This window comes from Corynebacterium sp. HMSC05D08 (assembly GCF_001807215.1).
Classification (GTDB): Bacteria; Actinomycetota; Actinomycetes; order Mycobacteriales; family Mycobacteriaceae; genus Corynebacterium; species Corynebacterium striatum.
This window is the reverse complement of the sequence record NZ_KV788340.1, coordinates 43,914-64,545: the sequence shown is the minus strand read 5'-3', so window position 1 is coordinate 64,545 and position 20,632 is coordinate 43,914. Positions and strand designations below refer to the sequence as shown.

At 58.7% G+C, this 20,632-nt stretch carries 17 protein-coding genes; 9 read left to right on the top strand and 8 right to left on the bottom strand.

Annotation, left to right across the window (positions count from 1 at the left end; translation table 11 throughout):
• Positions 1-91 precede the first annotated feature (91 nt).
• From HMPREF3148_RS07920 to dapF, 3 genes are read left to right on the top strand one after another with little or no spacing between them, the layout of a single operon-like run.
• A complete protein-coding gene (locus HMPREF3148_RS07920; RefSeq protein WP_005529024.1) occupies positions 92-715 on the top strand; it encodes a hypothetical protein in 624 nt (207 codons plus the stop codon).
• Positions 709-1,611, top strand: a complete 903-nt coding sequence (gene miaA / locus HMPREF3148_RS07915) for a tRNA (adenosine(37)-N6)-dimethylallyltransferase MiaA (RefSeq protein WP_070508986.1) — start codon at positions 709-711, stop codon at positions 1,609-1,611. Before HMPREF3148_RS07920 ends, miaA begins: the two co-directional genes overlap by 7 nt.
• The gene (dapF, locus tag HMPREF3148_RS07910) at positions 1,608-2,438 is read left to right on the top strand and encodes a diaminopimelate epimerase (RefSeq protein ID WP_070508985.1); all 831 of its coding nucleotides are present in this window, start codon (positions 1,608-1,610) and stop codon (positions 2,436-2,438) included. The genes miaA and dapF overlap by 4 nt, the downstream gene beginning before the upstream one ends.
• Positions 2,439-2,492: 54 nt before the next feature.
• Here dapF and HMPREF3148_RS07905 read toward each other — a convergent pair whose 3' ends face one another.
• Positions 2,493-3,089: a hypothetical protein gene (locus tag HMPREF3148_RS07905; protein WP_070508984.1), complete on the bottom strand. Its 597-nt coding sequence runs from the start codon at positions 3,087-3,089 to the stop codon at positions 2,493-2,495.
• 23 nt (positions 3,090-3,112) lie between these two features.
• Complete coding sequence (locus tag HMPREF3148_RS07900) at positions 3,113-3,904, bottom strand: hypothetical protein (protein ID WP_070508983.1); 792 nt, start codon at positions 3,902-3,904, stop codon at positions 3,113-3,115.
• Positions 3,905-4,040: 136 nt separating this feature from the next.
• On the opposite strand from HMPREF3148_RS07900, the gene hflX reads away from it, so the two are divergent.
• Together hflX and HMPREF3148_RS07890 are read left to right on the top strand one after the other, a co-directional pair.
• A complete protein-coding gene (hflX, locus tag HMPREF3148_RS07895) occupies positions 4,041-5,501 on the top strand; it encodes a GTPase HflX (protein ID WP_049063425.1) in 1,461 nt (486 codons plus the stop codon).
• Positions 5,502-5,531: 30 nt separating this feature from the next.
• Complete coding sequence (locus HMPREF3148_RS07890; RefSeq protein ID WP_034656838.1) at positions 5,532-6,812, top strand: uracil-xanthine permease family protein; 1,281 nt, start codon at positions 5,532-5,534, stop codon at positions 6,810-6,812.
• Positions 6,813-6,914: 102 nt separating this feature from the next.
• On the opposite strand, the gene HMPREF3148_RS07885 is transcribed toward HMPREF3148_RS07890, so the two are convergent.
• Genes HMPREF3148_RS07885 through HMPREF3148_RS07875 form a run of 3 tightly spaced genes read right to left on the bottom strand, consistent with a single transcriptional unit; the run spans position 6,915 to position 10,333 of the window.
• Positions 6,915-7,184, bottom strand: coding sequence for an HPr family phosphocarrier protein (locus HMPREF3148_RS07885; RefSeq protein ID WP_005529038.1), 270 nt, complete (start codon positions 7,182-7,184; stop codon positions 6,915-6,917).
• A gap of 51 nt (positions 7,185-7,235) precedes the next feature.
• Positions 7,236-9,335, bottom strand: coding sequence for a PTS fructose transporter subunit IIABC (locus HMPREF3148_RS07880; protein WP_070508982.1), 2,100 nt, complete (start codon positions 9,333-9,335; stop codon positions 7,236-7,238).
• Positions 9,336-9,370: 35 nt separating this feature from the next.
• Positions 9,371-10,333, bottom strand: coding sequence for a 1-phosphofructokinase family hexose kinase (locus HMPREF3148_RS07875; protein WP_005529040.1), 963 nt, complete (start codon positions 10,331-10,333; stop codon positions 9,371-9,373).
• A gap of 203 nt (positions 10,334-10,536) precedes the next feature.
• Between HMPREF3148_RS07875 and ptsP the strand changes: the two genes are divergently transcribed.
• The gene (ptsP, locus tag HMPREF3148_RS07870) at positions 10,537-12,228 is read left to right on the top strand and encodes a phosphoenolpyruvate--protein phosphotransferase (protein ID WP_049063420.1); all 1,692 of its coding nucleotides are present in this window, start codon (positions 10,537-10,539) and stop codon (positions 12,226-12,228) included.
• Positions 12,229-12,359: 131 nt separating this feature from the next.
• On the opposite strand, the gene HMPREF3148_RS07865 is transcribed toward ptsP, so the two are convergent.
• Positions 12,360-13,145 (bottom strand): DeoR/GlpR family DNA-binding transcription regulator, encoded by a 786-nt coding sequence (locus HMPREF3148_RS07865; RefSeq protein ID WP_034656840.1) that lies wholly within the window; start codon positions 13,143-13,145, stop codon positions 12,360-12,362.
• Between the two features lie 308 nt (positions 13,146-13,453).
• On the bottom strand, positions 13,454-14,179 hold the full coding sequence (gene lexA, locus HMPREF3148_RS07860; protein WP_049145084.1) for a transcriptional repressor LexA: 726 nt from the start codon (positions 14,177-14,179) through the stop codon (positions 13,454-13,456).
• Positions 14,180-14,465: 286 nt separating this feature from the next.
• Between lexA and HMPREF3148_RS07855 the strand changes: the two genes are divergently transcribed.
• Both HMPREF3148_RS07855 and nrdR read left to right on the top strand, forming a co-directional pair.
• Positions 14,466-14,861 (top strand): hypothetical protein, encoded by a 396-nt coding sequence (locus HMPREF3148_RS07855; protein WP_046645330.1) that lies wholly within the window; start codon positions 14,466-14,468, stop codon positions 14,859-14,861.
• Between the two features lie 156 nt (positions 14,862-15,017).
• Positions 15,018-15,476 (top strand): transcriptional regulator NrdR, encoded by a 459-nt coding sequence (nrdR, locus tag HMPREF3148_RS07850; RefSeq protein ID WP_034656841.1) that lies wholly within the window; start codon positions 15,018-15,020, stop codon positions 15,474-15,476.
• Between the two features lie 17 nt (positions 15,477-15,493).
• Here the strand turns inward: nrdR and hrpA are convergent, their stop codons facing one another.
• Positions 15,494-19,399 carry an ATP-dependent RNA helicase HrpA gene (hrpA, locus tag HMPREF3148_RS07845; RefSeq protein ID WP_070508981.1) on the bottom strand — a complete coding sequence of 1,302 codons (3,906 nt, stop codon included), beginning with the start codon at positions 19,397-19,399 and terminating at the stop codon, positions 15,494-15,496.
• Positions 19,400-19,519: 120 nt separating this feature from the next.
• On the opposite strand from hrpA, the gene HMPREF3148_RS07840 reads away from it, so the two are divergent.
• Positions 19,520-20,575: a hypothetical protein gene (locus HMPREF3148_RS07840; protein WP_070508980.1), complete on the top strand. Its 1,056-nt coding sequence runs from the start codon at positions 19,520-19,522 to the stop codon at positions 20,573-20,575.
• Positions 20,576-20,632: the final 57 nt, after the last annotated feature.

Here is a 20,632-nt window from a genome sequence, read left to right as displayed (position 1 = left end):
AACCGCCTTCGTGAAAAGTCGCGCCGCGCGTCACGGCTGCCTAGAGTGTTCTCCCTTACAGTACCTTCTCCTACACTAGGATGAGGAAGCAATGTTAAATCTTTTGGTAATGCCTTCTTCCCCCGCCCTCGCGGCTGAGCTTTCGCCTGCTGATGGCGCCAGCCGGGCCCTTCTTGCCGCTGCTCGCCAACTGGTTGTGGAGTTTGCGGAGGCCTCAAGATTAGGGGAGGAAGCAGCGGAAATCGAGGTGGACATCGTCGGTTCGCGCGATCCGCGTTGGCATACTAACCTCAGCGGCTCACTGCGGGCATGGGGCGCACCCAGCGTCGAGCTTGGTGCGGGAAACTATCTCCCGGAGCTCATGGCGCGGTATGTGCTAGACGGCGTCGTTAAGCACCGCGTCGCCGATACCCGAGACCACGTGGGTACCCCGCGTGCCGGCGTCCTCACCATGGTGTGCGTGGATGGCAGTGCGGGGCTTACAGCGCGGGCGCCGCTTGCGCTTGTCGACGGCGCGGCAGACACCGCCCTGTGGTGCGAGTCCCTGCTCTCCGGCGTGGACGTGGACTGCGACGAGTCTTTGCTGGCGGAGACGGGCGTGCTTGAAACCCGCTTGTGGGCTGAGCTTGCAGCTTTGCGGCCCACGCAAGCGGAATTGCGTGCGGCCGATTCCACGCTGGGCGTAGGGCGCTACGTTGCGGGGTGGCAATGCTAAGGCCCATCGCAGTCGTGGGGCCCACCGGATCCGGTAAATCGGACCTGGGCGTCAAGTTGGCCCATGAACTAGACGGCGAAGTAGTAAACGTCGACTCAATGCAGCTCTACCGTGGCATGGACATCGGCACTGCCAAGCTCACCGTAGAGGAACGGGAAGGCATCCCGCACCACCAACTCGATGTGTGGGAGGTGACAGAGACGGCTTCCGTGGCGCGCTTCCAGCAAGACGCCATCGCTGACGTCGAGAACATCATGGCCCGCGGCAAGACGCCCATCTTGGTCGGGGGCTCCATGCTTTATGTGCAAGCACTCGTGGACGATTGGCAGTTTCCGCCCACTGATCCGGCAGTGCGCGCGAAGTATGAGGCGCGGCGTAAAGATATCGGCATCGAGAAGCTGCACGCGGAGCTCGCGGAGATTGACCCAGCCGCAGCCTCGATCATCGAGGACAAGGACCCGCGCCGGACTGTTCGCGCCCTGGAAGTCATCGAGCTGACCGGCAAGCCTTTCAAAGCCAGCCAGCCGCCCAAAGATGCGCCGCCGCGCTGGGACACGTTGTTGCTGGGGCTGCGCACCGAGGCAGAATGGCTCAATCCACGCATTGAGCTGCGTAGCCGGCGCATGTTCGAGCGCGGGCTTGTGGCAGAGGTCGAGGCCCTGCAGGACGCAGGCTTAGTGGAGGATTCCACGGCGGGCCGCGCAATCGGATACGCGCAGGTATTCCAGGCCCAACGCGGCGAGTTGACGTGGGAAGAGGCCGTTGAGCGCACGATTACTGGAACGCGCCGCTATGTGCGCCGGCAGCGGGCCTGGTTCAACCGTGACAAGCGCATTAACTGGCTGGACGCAGCCGGTGATACCTACGAGCAGGCGCTGCGTATTATTGAGGCATGAAATTTGCCAAGGGACACGGTACTGAAAACGACTTCGTCATCATCGAGGATCACGAGGGCACTCTAGAACTAAGCCCAGAGCGGGTCCGCGTTCTATGCGATCGCCGCGCCGGCATCGGCGGCGACGGCCTTCTGCGCGTGGTGCGCGCTGGCGCACTGGGTGAGCCACTGGCTGAGGGCATTGCCCCTGCGGACTGGTTCATGGATTACCGCAATGCCGATGGCTCTGTGGCTGAGATGTGCGGCAATGGCACGCGCGTCTTCGCACACTGGGTGCGCTCCCGCGGTTTGGTGGACAGCGAGAGCTTCGTCGTCGGCACTCGCGCAGGGGCAAAGCAGGTCACCGTGCATTCCTTCGACGAGCATGATGCGCAGGTCAGCGTGGAGATGGGCCCTGCGGAGGTTACCGGCGTGTCCACTGCCTCGATGGTTGGAGAAAACTTTGCCGGCTTGGGCGTTGACATGGGCAACCCGCACTTGGCTGCAGTGATTCCGGGCCTCACGCCGGAGTCTTTGGAGGATATGGCTTTCGCGCAGCCGGAGTTCGACCACGAGTTCTTCCCGCATGGCGTCAACGTTGAGGTACTGACACAGCTTGTCGACGGCGCGGTATCCATGCGCGTCTTCGAGCGCGGGGTGGGGGAGACCCGGTCTTGCGGAACCGGTACGGTGGCCGCGGCACGAGCTGCGCTTGCCGACGCCGGCGAGGGTGCCGGAACCGTCACCGTCAATGTTCCTGGCGGCCAGGTGCAGGTAGAAATCTTCGACGGGGGTTCACGTCTTACTGGGCCTTCGCGCATCGTGGCTGAGGGCACCACGGTTCTCTAGCTCATGGCTGTTTAGTTGCAGTCTTTGCAGACACAGCTTTAGGCTGACGCAGCTTTAGGCTTTGTCCTCAGGAGTCTCAGGGTCCTCAGGGGTCTTAGGGGACTCAGTGCGACGCAGCTCGCGGTTCTCCTGCGGGCGGCGGTCATATTTCGTGCCCAACGAATGGGCCGCGCGCCGAGCCGCGAGCCAGGTCTCGCGCAGCTCGGTGGCGCGCTCATCGGTGACCTTGAGGAGCGATTCGAGTTCATCTGTCTCGATGTCGTTGCGGTAGACGCGGGTTTCGAGCCGGCGCAGGAAACGCTTGGCGCCGCCCAGCTCGTAGTGAAAGGCCTCGATTGTGGGATCCACGCAATCGAGATCCAACAGCGCTGGACGGTACATGGTGCGATCAGCGATGGAGTCGGTGCTTTCTGAGTTACAGAAATCGTCGTATTCAGCGATCACGTCACGAATATCGTCCGCGGAAAGATCGATGGAGGTACGCAGCGCGGAATGCTCGGAAGCATCGGGCCGTCTTGAGGCGAGCAACCACATGGCGCCCGCAACCAAAAGGGCAATAAAAAGACCAGATAGCTTTAGCGTCCCGATGAGCGCAACGGCAGCCACCACCGCAAGGGCGATGGCCAGCGCATGACGACTGCCTGAACCCATACCTGGCCTTTCTGCTTTGCTACTTAGTGTCCGCCGCAGCCGCCGGAGCCGCAGGAGCAACCGCCGCTGGATCCGCAGCCACCGGTCGGCATTTCGATTGAAGCAGTCAGCATAGCAGTTCCGGCTAATACTTCATCTTTCGCAGGGAGCTCGCCAAAGGAAGCTGGCAGGCACAGATCGAACGGGAAAGCACCGTCCATGACCAAGTGCATGAACTTTTCACCGGTCAGTTGGTTGTGGCGCCACGAGGATTCCATAACGCGAGCTGCGAAACGGCATCCTGGAGTAGGGGCCGCGGCACCGGAGCCGGAGGAAACGATTTCCGCCCCCTCGGACTCGAAGGCGGCCGGGTATGCTCCAAACTCGGCCTCGTAGGCTTCCGCAGTGGCGTAGCGCTGGACCTTGAGGCCCATAGCAGTCAGGCCGATCTGCTGCCAGGGCTGGGTTTCCTCGTCAACGAGGAGTGGGCCCTGGGCGAGGTTGGCGGTGGCTTGTGCCAGCACGGTGCCGAACGGATCGAGGATCTCCAAGAAAGCGAGAACGTCGTTGACCATGGATACGTGGGCGAAGGCCTGGGTTACAGACTCGAAACCGATGTAGGTGGCAAACGGCTCTACGGCCAAGATGTTGATCTGGGCGCCTGAAGGGTCTGCGAATTGGATGAGCTGGCCGTCGCGGATTTCACCAGTGACGGTGAGCAGATTAGTGGAGATGGCTGCCTCGACGGCATCTTGCCAGCGCTCGAAGTTGAGGCCGATGGCCTCCATTTCAGCGTTGGCCTTAGTGGCGGTGGGATTCTCGGTCATGGTGGCCATTGTATCCCGCCGTTAGTGCTGGCCAAAAGCTGCCGCGGAAGAATATTAAAGGAATAAGCCGGAGAAAAGATGGCAACTATATTTGCTCAGCGCGAATTGGGGGTTTAAGCCAACGACGTGCAAGAATGGAGGGAACATGAACGAAAATCACGAAGAACTTCTCGCACAGGCATTTGGCGACTATCAGCCGCAAGACCCTACAACGGGTGACCTCGACCTAGCCGAGCGTAATTCTTTCCGCCGCGTTTCCACCACAATTCGCGCCGAAGACACCACCGACGGCTACGAGGTTGAGTACCGAAAACTCCGCCTTGAGCAGGTCGTTCTCGTAGGAGTTTGGACCGAAGGTACGGTTGCCGAGGTCGAGGCCACCATGGCTGAGCTCGCGGCGCTGACTGAGACCGCGGGCGCCGAGGTCGTTGAGGCTATCTACCAAAAACGTGACAAGCCGGACCCTGGTACTTACATTGGCCGCGGCAAGGTACAGGAACTCAAAGAGATTGTTGAGGCAACGGGTGCGGATACCGTCATTTGTGACGGTGAGTTGCAGCCAGGTCAGCTCTCCGCATTGGAGCGCGAGCTCAATACCAAGGTCATTGACCGTACGATGCTGATTCTCGATATCTTCGCGCAGCACGCGAAGTCCAAAGAGGGCAAAGCCCAGGTTTCGCTCGCGCAGCTGGAATACCTGTACACCCACACGCGTGGTTGGGGCGGCAACCTGTCCCGTCAGGCCGGTGGCCGAGCTGGCTCCAACGGCGGCGTCGGCCTGCGCGGCCCTGGTGAGACCAAGATTGAGTCGGACCGCCGCCGCATCCGCACCGAAATGGCTCGCCTGCGCAAGGAATTGCGCGGTATGAAGACAGCGCGTGAGGTCAAGCGCTCCAAGCGTCAGTCTTCAACGATTCCACAGATTGCCATCGCGGGTTACACCAACGCGGGCAAGTCCTCGCTGATTAATGCGATGACTGGAGCGGGCGTGCTGGTGGAAGACGCGTTGTTCGCAACCCTGGACCCCACCACGCGCCGCGCTGAGCTTGCAGACGGCCGCCAGGTGGTGTTCACCGATACCGTCGGTTTCGTGCGCCACCTGCCCACGCAGCTGGTTGAGGCCTTCAAGTCCACGCTCGAGGAAGTCTTGGCGGCGGACATCATGCTGCACGTGGTGGATGGATCCGATCCTTTCCCCATTAAGCAGATTGAGGCCGTAAACAAGGTCATCTACGACATTGTTAAGGAGACAGGGGAGCAGGCACCGCCGGAAATCATTGTTATCAACAAGATTGACCAGGCGGACCCGCTGGTGTTGGCAGAGATTCGCCACGTCCTCGACCACGAAAACGTGGTGTATGTTTCTGCGCACACCGGCGAGGGCATTGACGAACTGACCTCGCGCATTGAGCTCTTCCTTAACTCTCGCGACAGCCACGTCCGCCTACTGGTTCCGTTTACCCGCGGCGACGTCGTATCTCGCGTGCATGCCGAGGGCACGGTGCGCGACGAGGAGTACACCAACGAGGGCACGCTTGTCGACGTCCGCCTTCCTGCGTCCATCGCACGTGAGCTTTCGGAGTTCGTGGTGGAGGAAGTTTCCTAAAATCGTGCTTGTGGGTAATAATGAAAGCTCGTGAGTACTTTTGGTTGGCGCCTGCACGGCGATGGTAAAAATATTGAACCCGGCGCGGTTGTCGCGCCCGAAGAACGACTGAGCTGGGGCCGCACCATCAGTATCGGTATGCAGCACGTGGTCGCCATGTTTGGCGCGACTCTGCTGGTGCCGACACTGACCGGCTTCCCGGTCAACACCACGCTGCTGTTCTCCGGAATCAGCACGATTCTCTTCTTGCTGATCACCCGCAACCGCCTTCCTTCGTACCTGGGCTCCTCCTTTGCGTTCATCGCGCCGCTGTCTGCCTCGCAGCAGTACGGCATTGGTGCGCAGGCAGGTTCCATTCTGGTGACCGGTCTGGTGCTGGTGCTCATCGGTTTTGTAGTGAAGGCTGCGGGACGCCGCGTGCTTGATGCTGTGATGCCTCCGGCGGTGACTGGCGCAATTGTTGCGCTCATCGGCCTTAACCTGGCGCCTGCTGCCACGAGCAACTTCCAGACGCAGCCGCTGGTGGCCGTGGTGACTCTCGTGGCGATCATCGTTGCGACCGTGGGCGGTCGCGGCATGGTCGCGCGCTTGGGCATCCTTATCGGCGTTGTGATTGGCTGGGTCTTCGCGGCGGTGACTGGCAACCTTGCTGAAGGAACAGCCGAGACCATTCGCCAGGCGGCATGGATTGGTCTTCCGCAGTTCCACACCCCTGAATTCAAGTTCTCTGCGATTGCCGTGGCGCTGCCAGTCTTGGTGGTCCTCATTGCGGAAAACATCGGCCACGTAAAGGCCGTGTCTGAGATGACCAAACGAGACCTCGATGACCTTGCTGGTGACGCCCTCATCGCCGACGGCTTGGGCACCGCCATCGCCGGCGGCTTCGGTGGTTCTGGTACCACGACTTACGCTGAGAACATCGGCGTCATGGCCGCTACTCGTGTTTACTCCACGGCAGCCTATTGGGTCGCGGCAAGCTTCGCTATCTGTTTGGCCTTCATACCGAAGTTTGGCGCATTGATCTTCACCATCCCTACAGGCGTGCTGGGCGGTGCCACTCTGGTTCTATACGGCCTCATCGGCATGCTGGGCGTGCGCATCTGGATGGACAACAAGGTTAACTTCAACAATCCGGTTAACCTCACCTGCGCTGCTGTGGCCCTTATCGCCGGCATCGGCAATCTGACACTTAACATCGGCTCCATCTCCCTCGAGGGCATCGCTTGGGGCTCCATCGGCGTCATCGTGGTCTACCCAGCCGCCAAGTGGCTCTATGAAACCTTCGGTGAGGGCAAGGGAGCGAAGTACTAAGTACAGCTGCCTCGGCGCATAAGAATTAAACATAAAAATAACTCCCGAGCTCTTCTAAAAGAGCCCGGGAGTTAAGTCTTTAAGTCGGGAGACTCTGGAGCCTTAGGAAGCGTCCAGATCCTGCTCGATGAGGCCGGCAATCTTCTCGACTGCCTCGGCGTTCTCGGAGGTAACGGTAACCTCGTCACCTTGCTCTGCGCCCAGAGCCATGATCATCAGGGAGGAAGCGGCGTCGGTTTCTTCATCGTCATCGCTGCCCACGAGGGTCAGGAAGATGTCCTCGTCGTAAGCTTCAGCAGCGTCCGCGATGATGGAAGCCGGACGAGCGTGCAGGCCAACGGAAGATCCAACCTTGACGGTCTTAGATGCCATGATGATAAGTCCTTTCGACTGTAAGTGTTTTCGTGATTACAAGTGTACGCGTTATGCAGCGGCCTGTGCAGTCTTGGCAGCTTCCGCCTTGGCGGCAGCCTCTTCGACCGTCTTGTTTGGCCAGAACTGCTTCAGCGCAATGACGGCGGCCGCGGAGACGACCACGCCAATAGCGATTGCGAGGAAGTAAGCCCAGGCCGGGTCGATTGCGAAGAAGACGAAGATGCCGCCGTGCGGAGCGCGGGAGCCAACGTTCATCGCCATCGAGAGAGCACCGGTGGTTGCGCCACCCAGCATCATCGCAGGGATGACGCGCAGCGGGTCAGCAGCAGCGAACGGGATAGCGCCTTCGGAAACGAAGGACAGCCCCAGCAGCCATGCAGACTTACCGTTCTCCTGCTCAGCAGGGGTGAACAGGTTCTTACGAACGAAGGTGGCGATGGACAGCGCGATTGGCGGAACCATACCGGAAGCCATAACCGCAGCCATGATTTCCATGGAAGCCTGGTCACCAGTGGAAAGACCCGCAGTAGCGAACAAGTATGCAGCCTTGTTGACTGGGCCACCCAAGTCGAAGCACATCATCAGGCCGAGGATGATACCCAGCAGCACTGCAGAGGAGCCGGACATGGAGGACAGCCAGTTCTGCAGGCCTTCCATAAGTGCAGCCAGCGGAGCGCCGAGCAGCAGGTACATGAGCAGGCCGGTGATGAGCGAGGTCAGCAGCGGGATGATGACAACCGGCATGAGGGAGCCGATCCAGCGTGGAACCTTCCAGTTGCCAATCCACATGGCCACGAGCCCCGCGATGAGGCCGGTAACCAGACCACCGATGAAGCCAGCACCCAGGGTGACTGCGATGGCGCCACCAGCAAAGCCCGGTGCGATGCCAGGACGGCCAGCGAACGCGAAGGCAATGTAGCCAGACAGTGCAGCGACGATGAATCCCATCGCGGCTTGACCAATAGCGAAAAGTACGGCGCCGAAGTAGAGGAGGAATCCGGAGCGGTCGAAGGTCATCATCGTGCCGTCGACCTCAACCTCGTGACCCGGCAGGTTCGTCAGCGAGTAGTTCGTAGAGATGGCCTGCCAGCCGTTAGCCATGTCGTAGCCGCCGAAGAGGAAGCCCAAAGCGAGGAGCAAACCACCGGCAGCAACGAAAGGCACCATGTAGGAAACACCGGTCATGATGGCCTGCTGGATGCGCTTGCCCCAGCCCAGGGAGTCGCCTTCTTCAGCAGCGCTTGACGACGCCGCGCCCGCCTCGCCAGCAACACGACGAGCGTTCGGGTTCTTGGCAGCGGCAACTGCTTCGTCGAGCATGACGCCTGGCTCGTTAATAGCGCGCTTAACACCGGACTCGATGACCGGCTTACCCGCGAACCGCTCGCGGTCACGAACTCCCACGTCGGTGGCGAAGATGACGGCATCAGCCGCATCGATGACGGACTGGGAAACAGAGGTGTTGTTGGACGAGCCCTGGGTTTCCACCGTGAGGTTGACGTCGTCGCGCTCCGCGGCCGTCTGCGTCAGTGCGTCGGCAGCCATGTAGGTGTGCGCAATGCCGGTAGGGCACGCGGTAATCGCCACGATGTTGGTGGCTCCGGCCTTTGCCGTAGCTGGCTCGGCCGAAGCCACCGAAGCACCTGCTGCGCCAGCGGCGGCACCTGCCTCAGCAGCAGGCTTCTTTGGCTTCTCGGCGTTGACTACGTCGAGAACCAGCTTGACGATTTCCTCTTTGCTCTGAGCCGAGCGGAGGGCTTCCAAGAAGTCTTTCTTGACCAAAGCTCGAGCTAGCTTGGACAAAATCTTCAGGTGAGCCTTGCCACCACCAGCTGGTGCGGCGATGAGGAAGACGAGCTGTGCGTCACCGTCTGGGCCGGAGAAATCCACGCCACGGCTCAGGCGAGCGAAAGCCAGGGTTGGTTCGGTGACGACCTCAGAGCGGCAGTGCGGAATGGCAACGCCGCCGGGAACGCCGGTGCCAGCCTTGGCTTCGCGGTCGATGGCTGGTTGCGCCAAGCCCTCGATAGAGGAAGCGCGACCGGTGCCATGGACCAAAGTGGCCAGATTAGTGATGACTGATTCGATGCTATCGCCGAAATCGGCGTCCAACGCGACTAGGTCAGTCGCGATGAGATCGGATGCCATGAGACACTCCTTCGATTAATGAGAAAATTCAGTCTTTACAAGGAAGAGACGATTGTTTGGTCGATATTGATTTGTTCGGGGGTCGGGATCTGGGTGCCAGGAAGCGCTGCCGCTGCGGAGCCATAAGCCACCGATTGCCGCAGTGATTCTGCGAAGTCTTTGCCTGCACGGCGAGCCAGAATGTAGCCAGCCAGGGAGGAGTCTCCAGCGCCCACCGTAGACATAACTTTGGTTGGTGGGGGAGTCGCAGCCCATGCACCATCAGCAGTGACGAGCACGGCGCCTGCGCCGCCGAGCGTTACGAGCACCTCGCCAATGCCGCGCTTTACAACGACTTGAGCAGCTTCCACGACTCCGCTGAAGTCGCCCTTTTCCGCTGCCGCTTCCAATGCTTCGCCGTCGGTTCCTGTGAGCTGACCAAGTTCCAAGCCATTGGGCTTGATGAGGTTCGGCGCAGAGGTCTCAAGACGCTCGCTGAGTGCGACCATCGGGGCATCGGAGGTATCCACCGCAACCTTGGCCTGGGGCGCTGCGGCACGGATTGCGTCGACAAGCATGGCGTACCACTCAGTAGGAACACCCTTAGGTAAGGAGCCAGCAAGTACTACCCAATCGGCGCCGATTGCGAGCGCGCCGAGAGAAGAGGTTATTGCTGACTGCACGGATTCGTTGAGGACTGGTCCCGGGCCATTGATCTTGGTGGTGCGACCGTTTGGTTCGGTGACCGTCGTATTGATCCGGACGGTGCCAGGCATTGCGACGGCGTCGAATGGAATGTGTGCTTCTTCCATCAGGTTGAGGAAGTGATCGCCTTTGTGCGCGGGCAGAAGGGCGACGCTTTTTACTCCGGCCAAATGGACGGCGTGGGTGACATTGACGCCTTTGCCGCCTGCGACCTGGGAAACCTGGGAAGCGCGGTGGACTGCACCAGGATTGATGGTCTCGTTAAGGGCAAGCGTGGCGTCAATACTGGGGTTGGGGGTCAGTGTGAGAATCATTGTGGAAACTCGTCCCTTTCGCAGTTTGCGTATATTGGGAGAAAACGCGCCGGACGATGGCCAAGCATAGTTTTCTGTTCACTTTTGATTGTTGTCCGAATGTGTCCGAAAGTCAATCAAATCACTGTGGTATTCGTTGCTTTTTTGTCCGGTCTGTGATGATCTAGGATGAGAGCAAAATCCCCTTCTGAAGGAAATGTGTGATGGAAAACGTATCTCAATCAACCATCAAGGGCACCGGCGTTGTCGCTGGTGTCGCATACGCCGAGGCTGTGTGGGTTCGCCCGCGCCCAGAACTGCCCACTGCTGGTGAGCTTATCGATGAGGAGAAGCGCGACGGAGAGTACGACCGCTTCCTCGAAGCTGTCGACGTAGTTGCAAGTCGTCTGGAGCAGCGTGCAGCAGGGGCTGAGGGGCAGGCCGCTGAAGTGCTGGGAGCTACTGCAGGCATGGTTAAGGACCGTGGCTGGCACAAGGCAGTACGTAAGAGCATCCGCAGTGGCCGTCCAGCAGAGTATGCAACTGCCAGTGCGACCGAAAAGTTTGTCACCCTGTTTGAAGCCGCCGGTGGCGTGATGGCTGAGCGCACCACTGACTTGAAGGACGTCCGCGATCGCGTTATCGCACAGCTGCGTGGCGAGCAGGAGCCTGGTCTGCCGATGGTCAGCGGCGAAGCAGTCCTGTTGGCCGATGATTTGGCGCCGGCAGACACCGCAACGCTCGATACTGCACACATCAAGGCTCTCGTTACTGAGCTCGGTGGCCCAACTAGCCACACCGCGATCATCGCTCGTCAGCTGGACATTCCTTGCATCGTGGCGGTGGGCGCGGATCTGCGCAACATCGAGTCCGGCACCCTGCTCTTTGTTGATGGGTCCGTCGGCACCGTCAGCCTTGGCGCTAACCGTGCAGAATCCCTGAAGGCTGTGGAGGAGTACCGCGAAAAGGCTGCTCGCGTTGCTCAGTGGCGTGGCCCGGCCCAGACCAAGGATGGTCACCGTGTGCAGCTGCTGGCTAACGTTGCTGACGGCAACGCAGCTCGTATTGCGTCCGATTCTCAGGCAGAAGGTATTGGCCTCTACCGCACAGAGCTGTCCTTCCTTTCAGCTAGTGAAGAGCCAACCGTGGACGAGCAGGCACGTATCTATGCCAAGGTCTTCAACGCTTTTCCCGAGTCGAAGGTCGTTGTTCGCACCCTCGACGCTGGTTCCGATAAGCCAATTTCCTACGCAACTTTGTCTTCGGAAGAAAACCCAGCACTGGGTGTTCGCGGCCTGCGTATTGCGCGAGACAATGAGTCTTTGCTGACTCGCCAGCTGGATGCAATCGCACAGGCTGCAGCTGACCGTGGCGACGATGTCCCAACGTGGGTCATGGCTCCAATGGTGGCAACCGCAGTTGAGGCAAAGTGGTTTGCGGGTCTGTGCCGCGAACGCGGCCTGACTGCTGGCGCCATGATTGAGGTCCCTGCAGCTGCGCTTATGGCTGACACCATCATGCCGCACCTCGACTTCGTCTCCATCGGTACAAATGACCTCACCCAGTACACGATGGCGGCGGACCGTCTCTCCCCACAGTTGGCCTACCTGACAGATCCGTGGCAGCCGGCTGTTCTGCGACTCATCCAGCACACCTGCGTGGTTGGCAGCGACAACAACGTGCCGGTCGGCGTCTGTGGCGAGGCTGCAGCTGATCCGCTGCTTGCTTGCGTACTCACCGGCTTGGGCGTCAACTCGCTTTCCGCTGCATCGACTGCTGTTGCAGGCGTTGGCGCTCAGATTTCCGAGCTGACCCTCGAGCAGTGCCAGAAGCTGGCTGAAGCTGCAATTAACGCTGAAGGTCCGTCTGAGGCTCGCACCGCAGCCCTGGATCTGTTGGAAGAGTTCAAGGCTTAAGAGTCTGAGATACGAGGAAGCCCCCAACGGTTTTGGGGGCTTCGATTCGTTTTAGATTCTGCCCTGTCCTCCTGCTGACAAACTCAGCTGAGGATCAAACTCAGCTGAGAATGGAGTAATTAAGCAGGAAGCTACTTCTCGGCTGCGACGACGACTTCGATCTCTTGTTCACGCAGTGCTTCGACGAAGCTTTCAGGGGCAGCGGCGTCGGTGACCACAACATCAATGTCGGCGATGGATGCGAAGCTAACTAGGTAATCATTCCCGAGCTTGGAAGAGTCGCAGAGAACTACAACCTTGTGGGCGTTGGTCACGAAGGCGGTCTTGATGGCGGCCTCTTGGGAATCGGCTGTGGACAGTCCATGATCTAATGTAAGGGCGTTGGTGCCGATGAAGGCAACGTCCGCGCGCATGAGCGCCATGGTTCGCAGTGCGGTATCACCCACTACTGCCTGGGTGATAGCGCGCACGGTACCGCCAAGAAGCTGCACATCGGGGACGCCGTTGCTAGCCAAAGACAAAGCGATGGGCAAGCTATTGGACACAATAGAGAACTGACCCGCCGCATTCTGTTGCCCGATCAGATCGGCAAGAGCATTGGTGGTCGTACCCGCGTCAAGGAAGATGCTGCCACCGGCTTCAGGCAAGAATTGCATCGCGGCGCGCGCAATGGCGATTTTTGCGCCCGTGGCTGAACGCTGGCGCGTGTCCAAGGTGAACTCAGCGGTTTGGAAAGACTGGGACGCCACTGCGCCGCCATGCACACGATGAACCACGCCCTCTCTATCCAAGACGGCGAGATCTCGTCTGATGGTTTCGGCGGTGACATCGAACCGCTCGGAAAGCTCAGTTACATTAACGCGTCCCTCAACAGCAGTGAGGGATGCGATCTGGCGGCGACGCTCCTCTGCGTACATAGAGTCCTCCAACAATATGCCCGTAACGGGGTGGGGCATTGGGTATTCCGTTCCGCCCTCGGGGTTGGGGGCGGTACTTTCGCAGTAATAGAACTGACTTAACCCTAGTTTTCCAGAAAACCCTACGAATCGGAATAAACCAAAGGTGTACACATATAAGAAAATGTGCAGGCAGTGAAATTTAAAGTCACTGCCTGCACTTTTGGAATGTGTGATTTTGGGCGCTAAAACCCGAGAAGTGGAATTCTGTCCCTTAAGGGGGTGGAATTAGAGGGTAATGCCCGCTAGAAAAGATGTTACATCGCCTGCTAAAGCTTGCGGAAGACGGAAACAACCTTGCCCATGATCTCCGCATCGTCACCCTTGATTGGGGAGTAGGCGTCATTGTGTGGCAGGAGCCAGATGCCCGAGGAATCGCGGTGGAATTCCTTGACAGTTGCCTCGTCGCCGTCCAGCAGCGCTGCTACGAATTCGCCCTCTTCAGCGACATTCTGGGAGCGGATAATGACCCAGTCTCCATTGAGGATACCGGCATCACGCATGGAGTCCCCGACAACCTGCAGCATATATAGCTCACCGGTTCCCACTACGTCGTTTGGCATCGGGAAATAAGTGTCAATATTTTCTTCAGCCGTGATGGGGGAGCCCGCAGCGATACGGCCAACAACTGGAATGTAAGCAACCTCAGAAGCCTCTTCAGGCGTCAAAGATGAACCAGGTTCTGGTTTATCTGCCTTGGCTCCTGTCTTGCGGCCCGGCTTCTTGGTGTCTTCCTCATTATTGAGGTGCCGGACGTCTACGGCTCGTGGCTTGTTAGGGTCGCGACGCAGAAAGCCCTTCTCCTCGAGTTGCTTGAGCTGGTAGGCCACGGAGGAGGTGGATTGCAGTCCGGCGGCGTCGCCGATTTCACGGATGCTAGGCGGGTAGCCGCGCAGCATCACAGCGTCGTGGATGACGTCCAGGATGCGGCGCTGGCGCGCAGAGAGTGAATTGATGTCCGGCTTCCCAGAATTCTTGGCGGGTTTGCGTGGCATCGGGTCTCCTTGGGTGGGATAGATATGGCGTCGAATCTGCTTGGGTGGGTTGGTTAGCTACTATCTGTTCGAATTTTCGAAAAGCTTCTCTTCATTTCTATCACGTTGCGGGCAAATGTTCGAGAATTTTCGCTTCGATATGGACAAACTTTCGAAAATCTGTTATAAATCGAACATAGCAACTAATTCGAACGAATTGGCGATGGGAATTTTCGAACGTGTCGTAGCGTTTGAATAGGCTGTAGCCGCAAACTAATCGGCAAATTAAAACGCTTAAGGAAACATTATGGCAATCGTGCTCAACTCCAACAACAAGCAGGTTAACTACTTCAACTCATCCCGTGCGTACCGCGCCAGCGTTGTGCCAGCGGCGTCTGTTTGGGATGCTGATGCATCTGCACGCTACGGTGCTACACGGAGTCCACATGTGCGTGATGTTCGAACACTCAGTGTGGATAATCGAACATACAGCGGTGTTCCTCAGCGTCGTCCACGCACCGATCATGCTGGTCAGCGCGAGGTGGAAAATTCGCGTGAAAACTCGAATCGCGGAAACTATCTTCTTGGTGCGGTGTTCGGCGTGGCAGTGTTCATCGGAACTGTGTTTGGTGGTCTCACGGCTGATGGGGGCGCTGCGCCACAGGGAACTCAGCAGGTTGTGCAAGCCAGCGTGAACAACTAGTCATCCGTGTAAAGCCTTTGCTGGGCCTAGGTGTCGGGCCCAGCAGATGAGCATAAATGGCATCGTGCGGGAATCGGGCAGTACACTAAATGCGGTCTCAACGCCCGCCTCTCACATGTGAGTGGCGGATGACGTGGAAGAGGAAGGAACTGCACGGTGTATTGCCCGTTTTGCCATAATGAACAGTCACGAGTCATTGACTCCCGTGTGGTTGATGCAGGAACAGCAATCCGGCGCCGCCGTGAATGTGCCTCATGCAAAGGCCGCTTTACCACAGTCGAGAAAGCTGTCTTGTTAGTCGTCAAGCGAAATGGCTTGGCTGAGCCTTTCAGCAGGGACAAGCTGATTCGCGGTGTGCGTCGCGCATGCCAAGGCCGTGACGTAACGGATGACGCGCTGAAGAAGCTTGCCCAAGAAGTAGAGGAGACCGTGCGTAGCCACGGTTCCTCCCAGGTCAATGCCAATGACATCGGTCTTGCGATTCTCGAGCCACTACGTGACTTGGATGAGGTTGCGTACCTGCGTTTCGCATCGGTCTACAAATCCTTCGAGAGCGCGGACGACTTTGAATCAGAGATCCGACTCATGCGTCGCCGCGACCGCGATAGCTTTTAAGCCATTGGCTATGTGACTTAGCGCAGCTTGTCTACTGCCTTTTGGATACGGCGCAGCGACACTGGGTGCGCCGTGCCGAGGCGTTGCGCGAAGAGCGAAACCCGCAGCTCTTCCATCATCCAATAGATGTCCTTGACCTCCCGCGTCTTTGCGCGCCCGGCTGGGAGAGTCCGCAAGCGGTTGGCCAGATAGGCCTTGGCCTCCTCGACCTCTGCTTGACGGTCAGCGTCCTTGTCCGGGTCGAGGGACATCTCCTCCAAACGGATTCGGATCGCCTGCATGTAGCGGGGAAGATGGCGCAGGTGCGTCATGCCATGGATGGTGATGGCGTTCTTCGGCAGCAAGAACTCCATCTGTGCCTTCATGTCGTCAATGGCAGGGCCATCCCAGTGCGCGAGTTCAGCGCGCAGGTTTGAGTACTCCGCAAGTCCCGGTGCAATTGCCACCACCGACTGCCGAACCCGGCCGGCAACCTGCGGCTTGATGGCGTCGAGAAGCGTGCGGAATCCCTCCGGGGAACGCTGCGGGCCGCCTTCCTCAAGCATGAGATCGCGGATCGCCGCCACTCGAGCATCGTTGACCAATCCTTCAGCGCTACCGTGTGGATAGGCGTCCACCGCTACGCGCTGCTGCAAGGGCAGCCCCTTAACCATCTGCTGGTGGTTGACCGAAATCTCCCGCATTAGCAACGTCAACGTCGTAGTTATCATCGCCGCATCTGCCGCAGCCTTAGTCGGGTGAACCTTCAAAGAGACACCCTCAGCAGAAGTCACGAGTGCCGGATATGCGGTGACTTCGTGGCCATCAACCACGGTCGTTACTTCCTCATCAATGGTGCCCAACGTATCCGTGGTCCATTCCTTCACTGCCTTCGACTCCGACTTTCGTCCCACGCGGGAGACCGAGGACTTGATGTGCCCGGCCTGGCGGCGGACCAATGCGGCTAGGTCCCTGTCAGAATCAATGATCTTGCCGCGCTTATCCACGGCAGCGTAGTTCATCCGCAGGTGTGCCGGCAGGGCGGAAGTCTTGAAATCTGTGGAGTCGATGCCCTGGCCACCGAGCTCACGGAGGACGTCGGCAAGCTGCTGCGTAATCGATCCCTCATATGGAATAAGCCGCGGCAGCGCTCGCTCCGCGAACTCAGGCGCCGGGACCACCGTGCGGCGAATCGCCTTTGGCAAGGAACGGATAAGTTCCGTCACCAGCTCAAGGCGCAGGCCCGGAACCAGCCAATCGAAGCCTTCAGTATCCAGACCCGCAAGCAGCGGTACTGGGACCATCAGCGTCACGCCGTCGAGTGGGTCACCTGGCTCAAACTTGTAGGTCAAGTCGTAATCTATAGAGCCTTTCAGCCAGCGATCCGGGAATGCCTCCTCGGTGACATCATGGGTGTCCTCAATGAGCTTGTCTGGATCGAAGTCCAGCAGATCCGGAGTCTGGTGCTGCTGTTTCTTCCACCAAGAGTCAAAATGACGTCCGGTAGTAACCTTTGCTGGAATGCGTTGGTCATAGAAGTCGAAGAGAGTATCCTCGTCCACCACGAGTCCGCGACGTCGTGCTTTGTCCTCATACTGTGCTGCTTCCTCAAGCTTTTTCACATTGTCGTGGAAGAAGTGGTGATGAGTGTTCCACTCGCCTTCAATGAGAGCGTTGCGGATAAACATATCGTGTGCTGCTACGGGGTCGACGCGATGATAGGGCACCGTGCGGTCGGTGACGATGGGCACGCCATAGAGCGTCGAACGCTGCGTTGCTACAGCGGCCGCGCGCTTGCGTGACCACGTCGGATCCGAATAGTTGTGCTTGAGCAGGTTGGCGCCGAGCTTTTCCACCCAGGCAGGGTCGATCGCGGCGACGTCGCGTGCCCACAGGCGGGAGGTCTCCACGAGTTCTGCCGCCATGAGAAACTCCGGGGGCTTCTTGGCCAGTGCAGAACCTGGAAACACAAGGAAGCGGGTGTTGCGGGCGCCATGGAATTCCTTGGAGTTGCCATCGCGGGCACCAATGTTGGACAAGAGCCCGGACAGCAGCGACATATGAATGTCATCGGGCCGGCGTTCGGTGGCCTCCTCATGGTTCCACCCGAGCTGCTTGGCGACGTCGCGTAATTGGCGCACCAAGTCAAACCACTCGCGGATACGCATGTAGTGGAGGAAGTCCTTCTTCATGCGCTTGCGGAAGGCATTGCCGCTCAGCTCATTGCGGGCATCCTGCACGAAGTCCCAGAGATTAAGCATGGCCAAGAAGTCTGAAGACTTGTCTTTAAAGCGCGCATGCGCTTGATCTGCTTGGGCCTGGAACTCGAGCGGGCGTTCGCGGACGTCTTGAATTGTCATGGCGGCAACGATGACAATGATGTCCTCGAGGCAGCCGGAGCGGTGTGCCTCGACGAGCATACGTGCCATGCGCGGGTCGACTGGTATTCGCGAGAGGACACGGCCGACGTCAGTCAGTACCGGAAGCCCGTCCTTTTCTTCTTGCGGGCTCAGAGCGCCAAGCTCGTGGAGGAGCAAGAGGCCATCGCGCACGGCCTTTTGCTCTGGCGACTGGACGAATGGAAACTCCGAGATGTCTCCCAAGCGCAAGGAGATCATCTGCAAGATGACGCTGGCGAGGTTGGTGCGCAGGATTTCTGGATCGGTGAACTCAGGGCGGGAGAGGAAGTCCTGCTCGGAGTACAAGCGAATCGCGATGCCGTCCGCAACACGGCCACAGCGTCCTGAGCGCTGGTTGGCGCTTGCCTGTGAAATCGGTTCGATGGGCAGACGCTGGACTTTGGTGCGGGTGGAGTAGCGAGAAATGCGTGCCGTACCTGTGTCAACGACATAGCGAATTCCGGGAACGGTCAGAGAGGTCTCGGCAATGTTGGTGGACAGGACGATGCGGCGGCCACGGTGCCCAGAGAACACGCGGTGCTGCTCTTCGTTGGAAAGGCGTCCAAACAGGGGAGTGACCTCAACGCCGCTCCACTTGCGGGCCTCGATTGCCTCCATGGCGTCGCGAATGTCACGCTCGCCGGGGAAGAAGCAGAGAATATCTCCCTCTCCTTCGGCCATGAGCTCTTCGATTGCCTCGCAGAGTCCGTCGATAGGGTCTTGATCGACGACTTTGCCCCCGGCCTCGAACTCGAGCGGCCGGTAGCGAATTTCTACCGGATAGGTGCGACCGGATACTTCAATAATCGGCGCTGGGTTGCCTTCGGCATCTGCGAAGTGGGTGGCGAAGCGCTCTGGGTCGATGGTTGCAGAGGTGATGATGACCTTGAGATCGGGGCGCTTCGGCAATAGGCGTTTGAGATAGCCCAGAAGGAAGTCGATGTTGAGGGAACGCTCGTGGGCCTCGTCGATGATGATGGTGTCGTAGGCATTGAGGAAGCGGTCACGTTGCATCTCTGCCAGCAAGATACCGTCCGTCATCAGCTTGATCGCGGTCGTATTTGAAACCCGGTCGTCGAAGCGGATGGCATAGCCTACGGATTCGCCGATCGTCTGGTCCAGCTCATCTGCGATGCGCTCTGCCACGGTACGGGCCGCAAGACGGCGGGGCTGGGTATGCCCAATGAGCCCGCGACGCCCCCGGCCTAGGTCAAGACAGATCTTTGGAATCTGTGTTGTCTTGCCAGAACCAGTCTCACCCGCGATGATGACCACTTGGTTATCGCGGATTGCGTCGGCAATATCGTCTTTGCGTGCCGAAACCGGCAGTGCCTCGGGGTAGGAAATGGCGGGGACGGCGGCGTCGATTAGCGCGACGCGTTCGCGGGCTTGTTGGATATCGTCCCCGATTGCGGTGAGTGCTTGGGGGGAGCGTGCCTTGCGCAGGCGGCGTCGGAAAGCGCGTGCGTCCTTTAAAGTAACCTCATCGAGAGCTGCAAAAAGCTCATCGCGGGTCGGGGATGAGGATTGTGAAAGATTAGTCATAGCTGGTGGGAAATTCTACCCGTCCAGCGTGAGGCATGAAAACGTTGATAAGCTAATGCTGATTGTTACGAAAGTTTAGTCGAGTGATTTTGATTAACCGGAATCAAGGAGGAAGCCACAGTGTCCAACCCATTCGGTGCAGATGGTTCGAGCGGTGACGATAAGTTCAACAACCCCACCGGGAATAACGACTTGCCTCGCTACGAACCCACTAATCACCCAGAAGACCGCCCCGATTATGGGCTGCCTTCCTACGGTAGCTACGGCGCGCAATCTTCCGAGCCTGGTTATGCAGGCACAGCAAACGGCAATACTTATGGCTCGTATGGCCCCTATGGGGCAGGAAATCTTTCGGGACGCAACCATGCCGCACCTGCCTACACCGGCCCCGTCTCCGCAACAAAAGCCATCGGCTGGGGATTCCGTGCAACCTTTGCCAATTGGCAACTATGGATTCTTGGTGCCTTTGCGGTAATTGCTGTCACCCTGGTGCTGTCCTTAATCGGTGGAGTAATCACCGGTGGATTGTCTGGCGGTTCTGAGGAAGCAACTGTAGCTGCGGGCCTGTCCAGTATGGCCGTGAACATTTTGTCAACTCTGTTCAGCCTCATCGTTAGCCTGGTAGTGATGCGATTGGCGTTCTACCAGATTGACGATCCCGCTACGTCGTGGGGATACGTGGGTAAAAACGTGCGCTGGGTGCAGCCGTTTGTGGTTGGCTTGGTGGTCAACATTGTTATTGGCGGCCTGATGCTCATTGGTTTGCTTATCTTTGGCGGTGCAACCTTCGTTGCACTGTTCAACGGCGATATCGAAGCTGCACTGTTCAACGGCGATATTGAATCAGATGCTGGCATCATGAAGGCTGTGTCTACGTTCCTGGGATTCGTGGCTGTAGGCATGTTGATTAGCTGGTTGATTCAGCCGCTGTACGTTCTTATGCAGTGGTTTGCCGCCGACGGTGAGTCTATTGGTGATGCTTTCAAGAAGGGCTTTGCGGCTGGCAAGGCGAACTACGGTCAGCTGCTTCTGTTCAGCTTCTTGATGCTCCTTTTGGCTCTCGCCACTATCTTGACGCTGGGATTGGGCATGCTGGTCATTATGCCGGTAAGCATGCTGGCCCAAGCGCACATCATGCGCCAGTGCGCGAACCGTTATGCGCCCGAAAGCGTCTAAGCATATTCGCTAATCGCTTCTCCCAGAAGTCAGAACAAACTCCCCGGTTGCACGTTC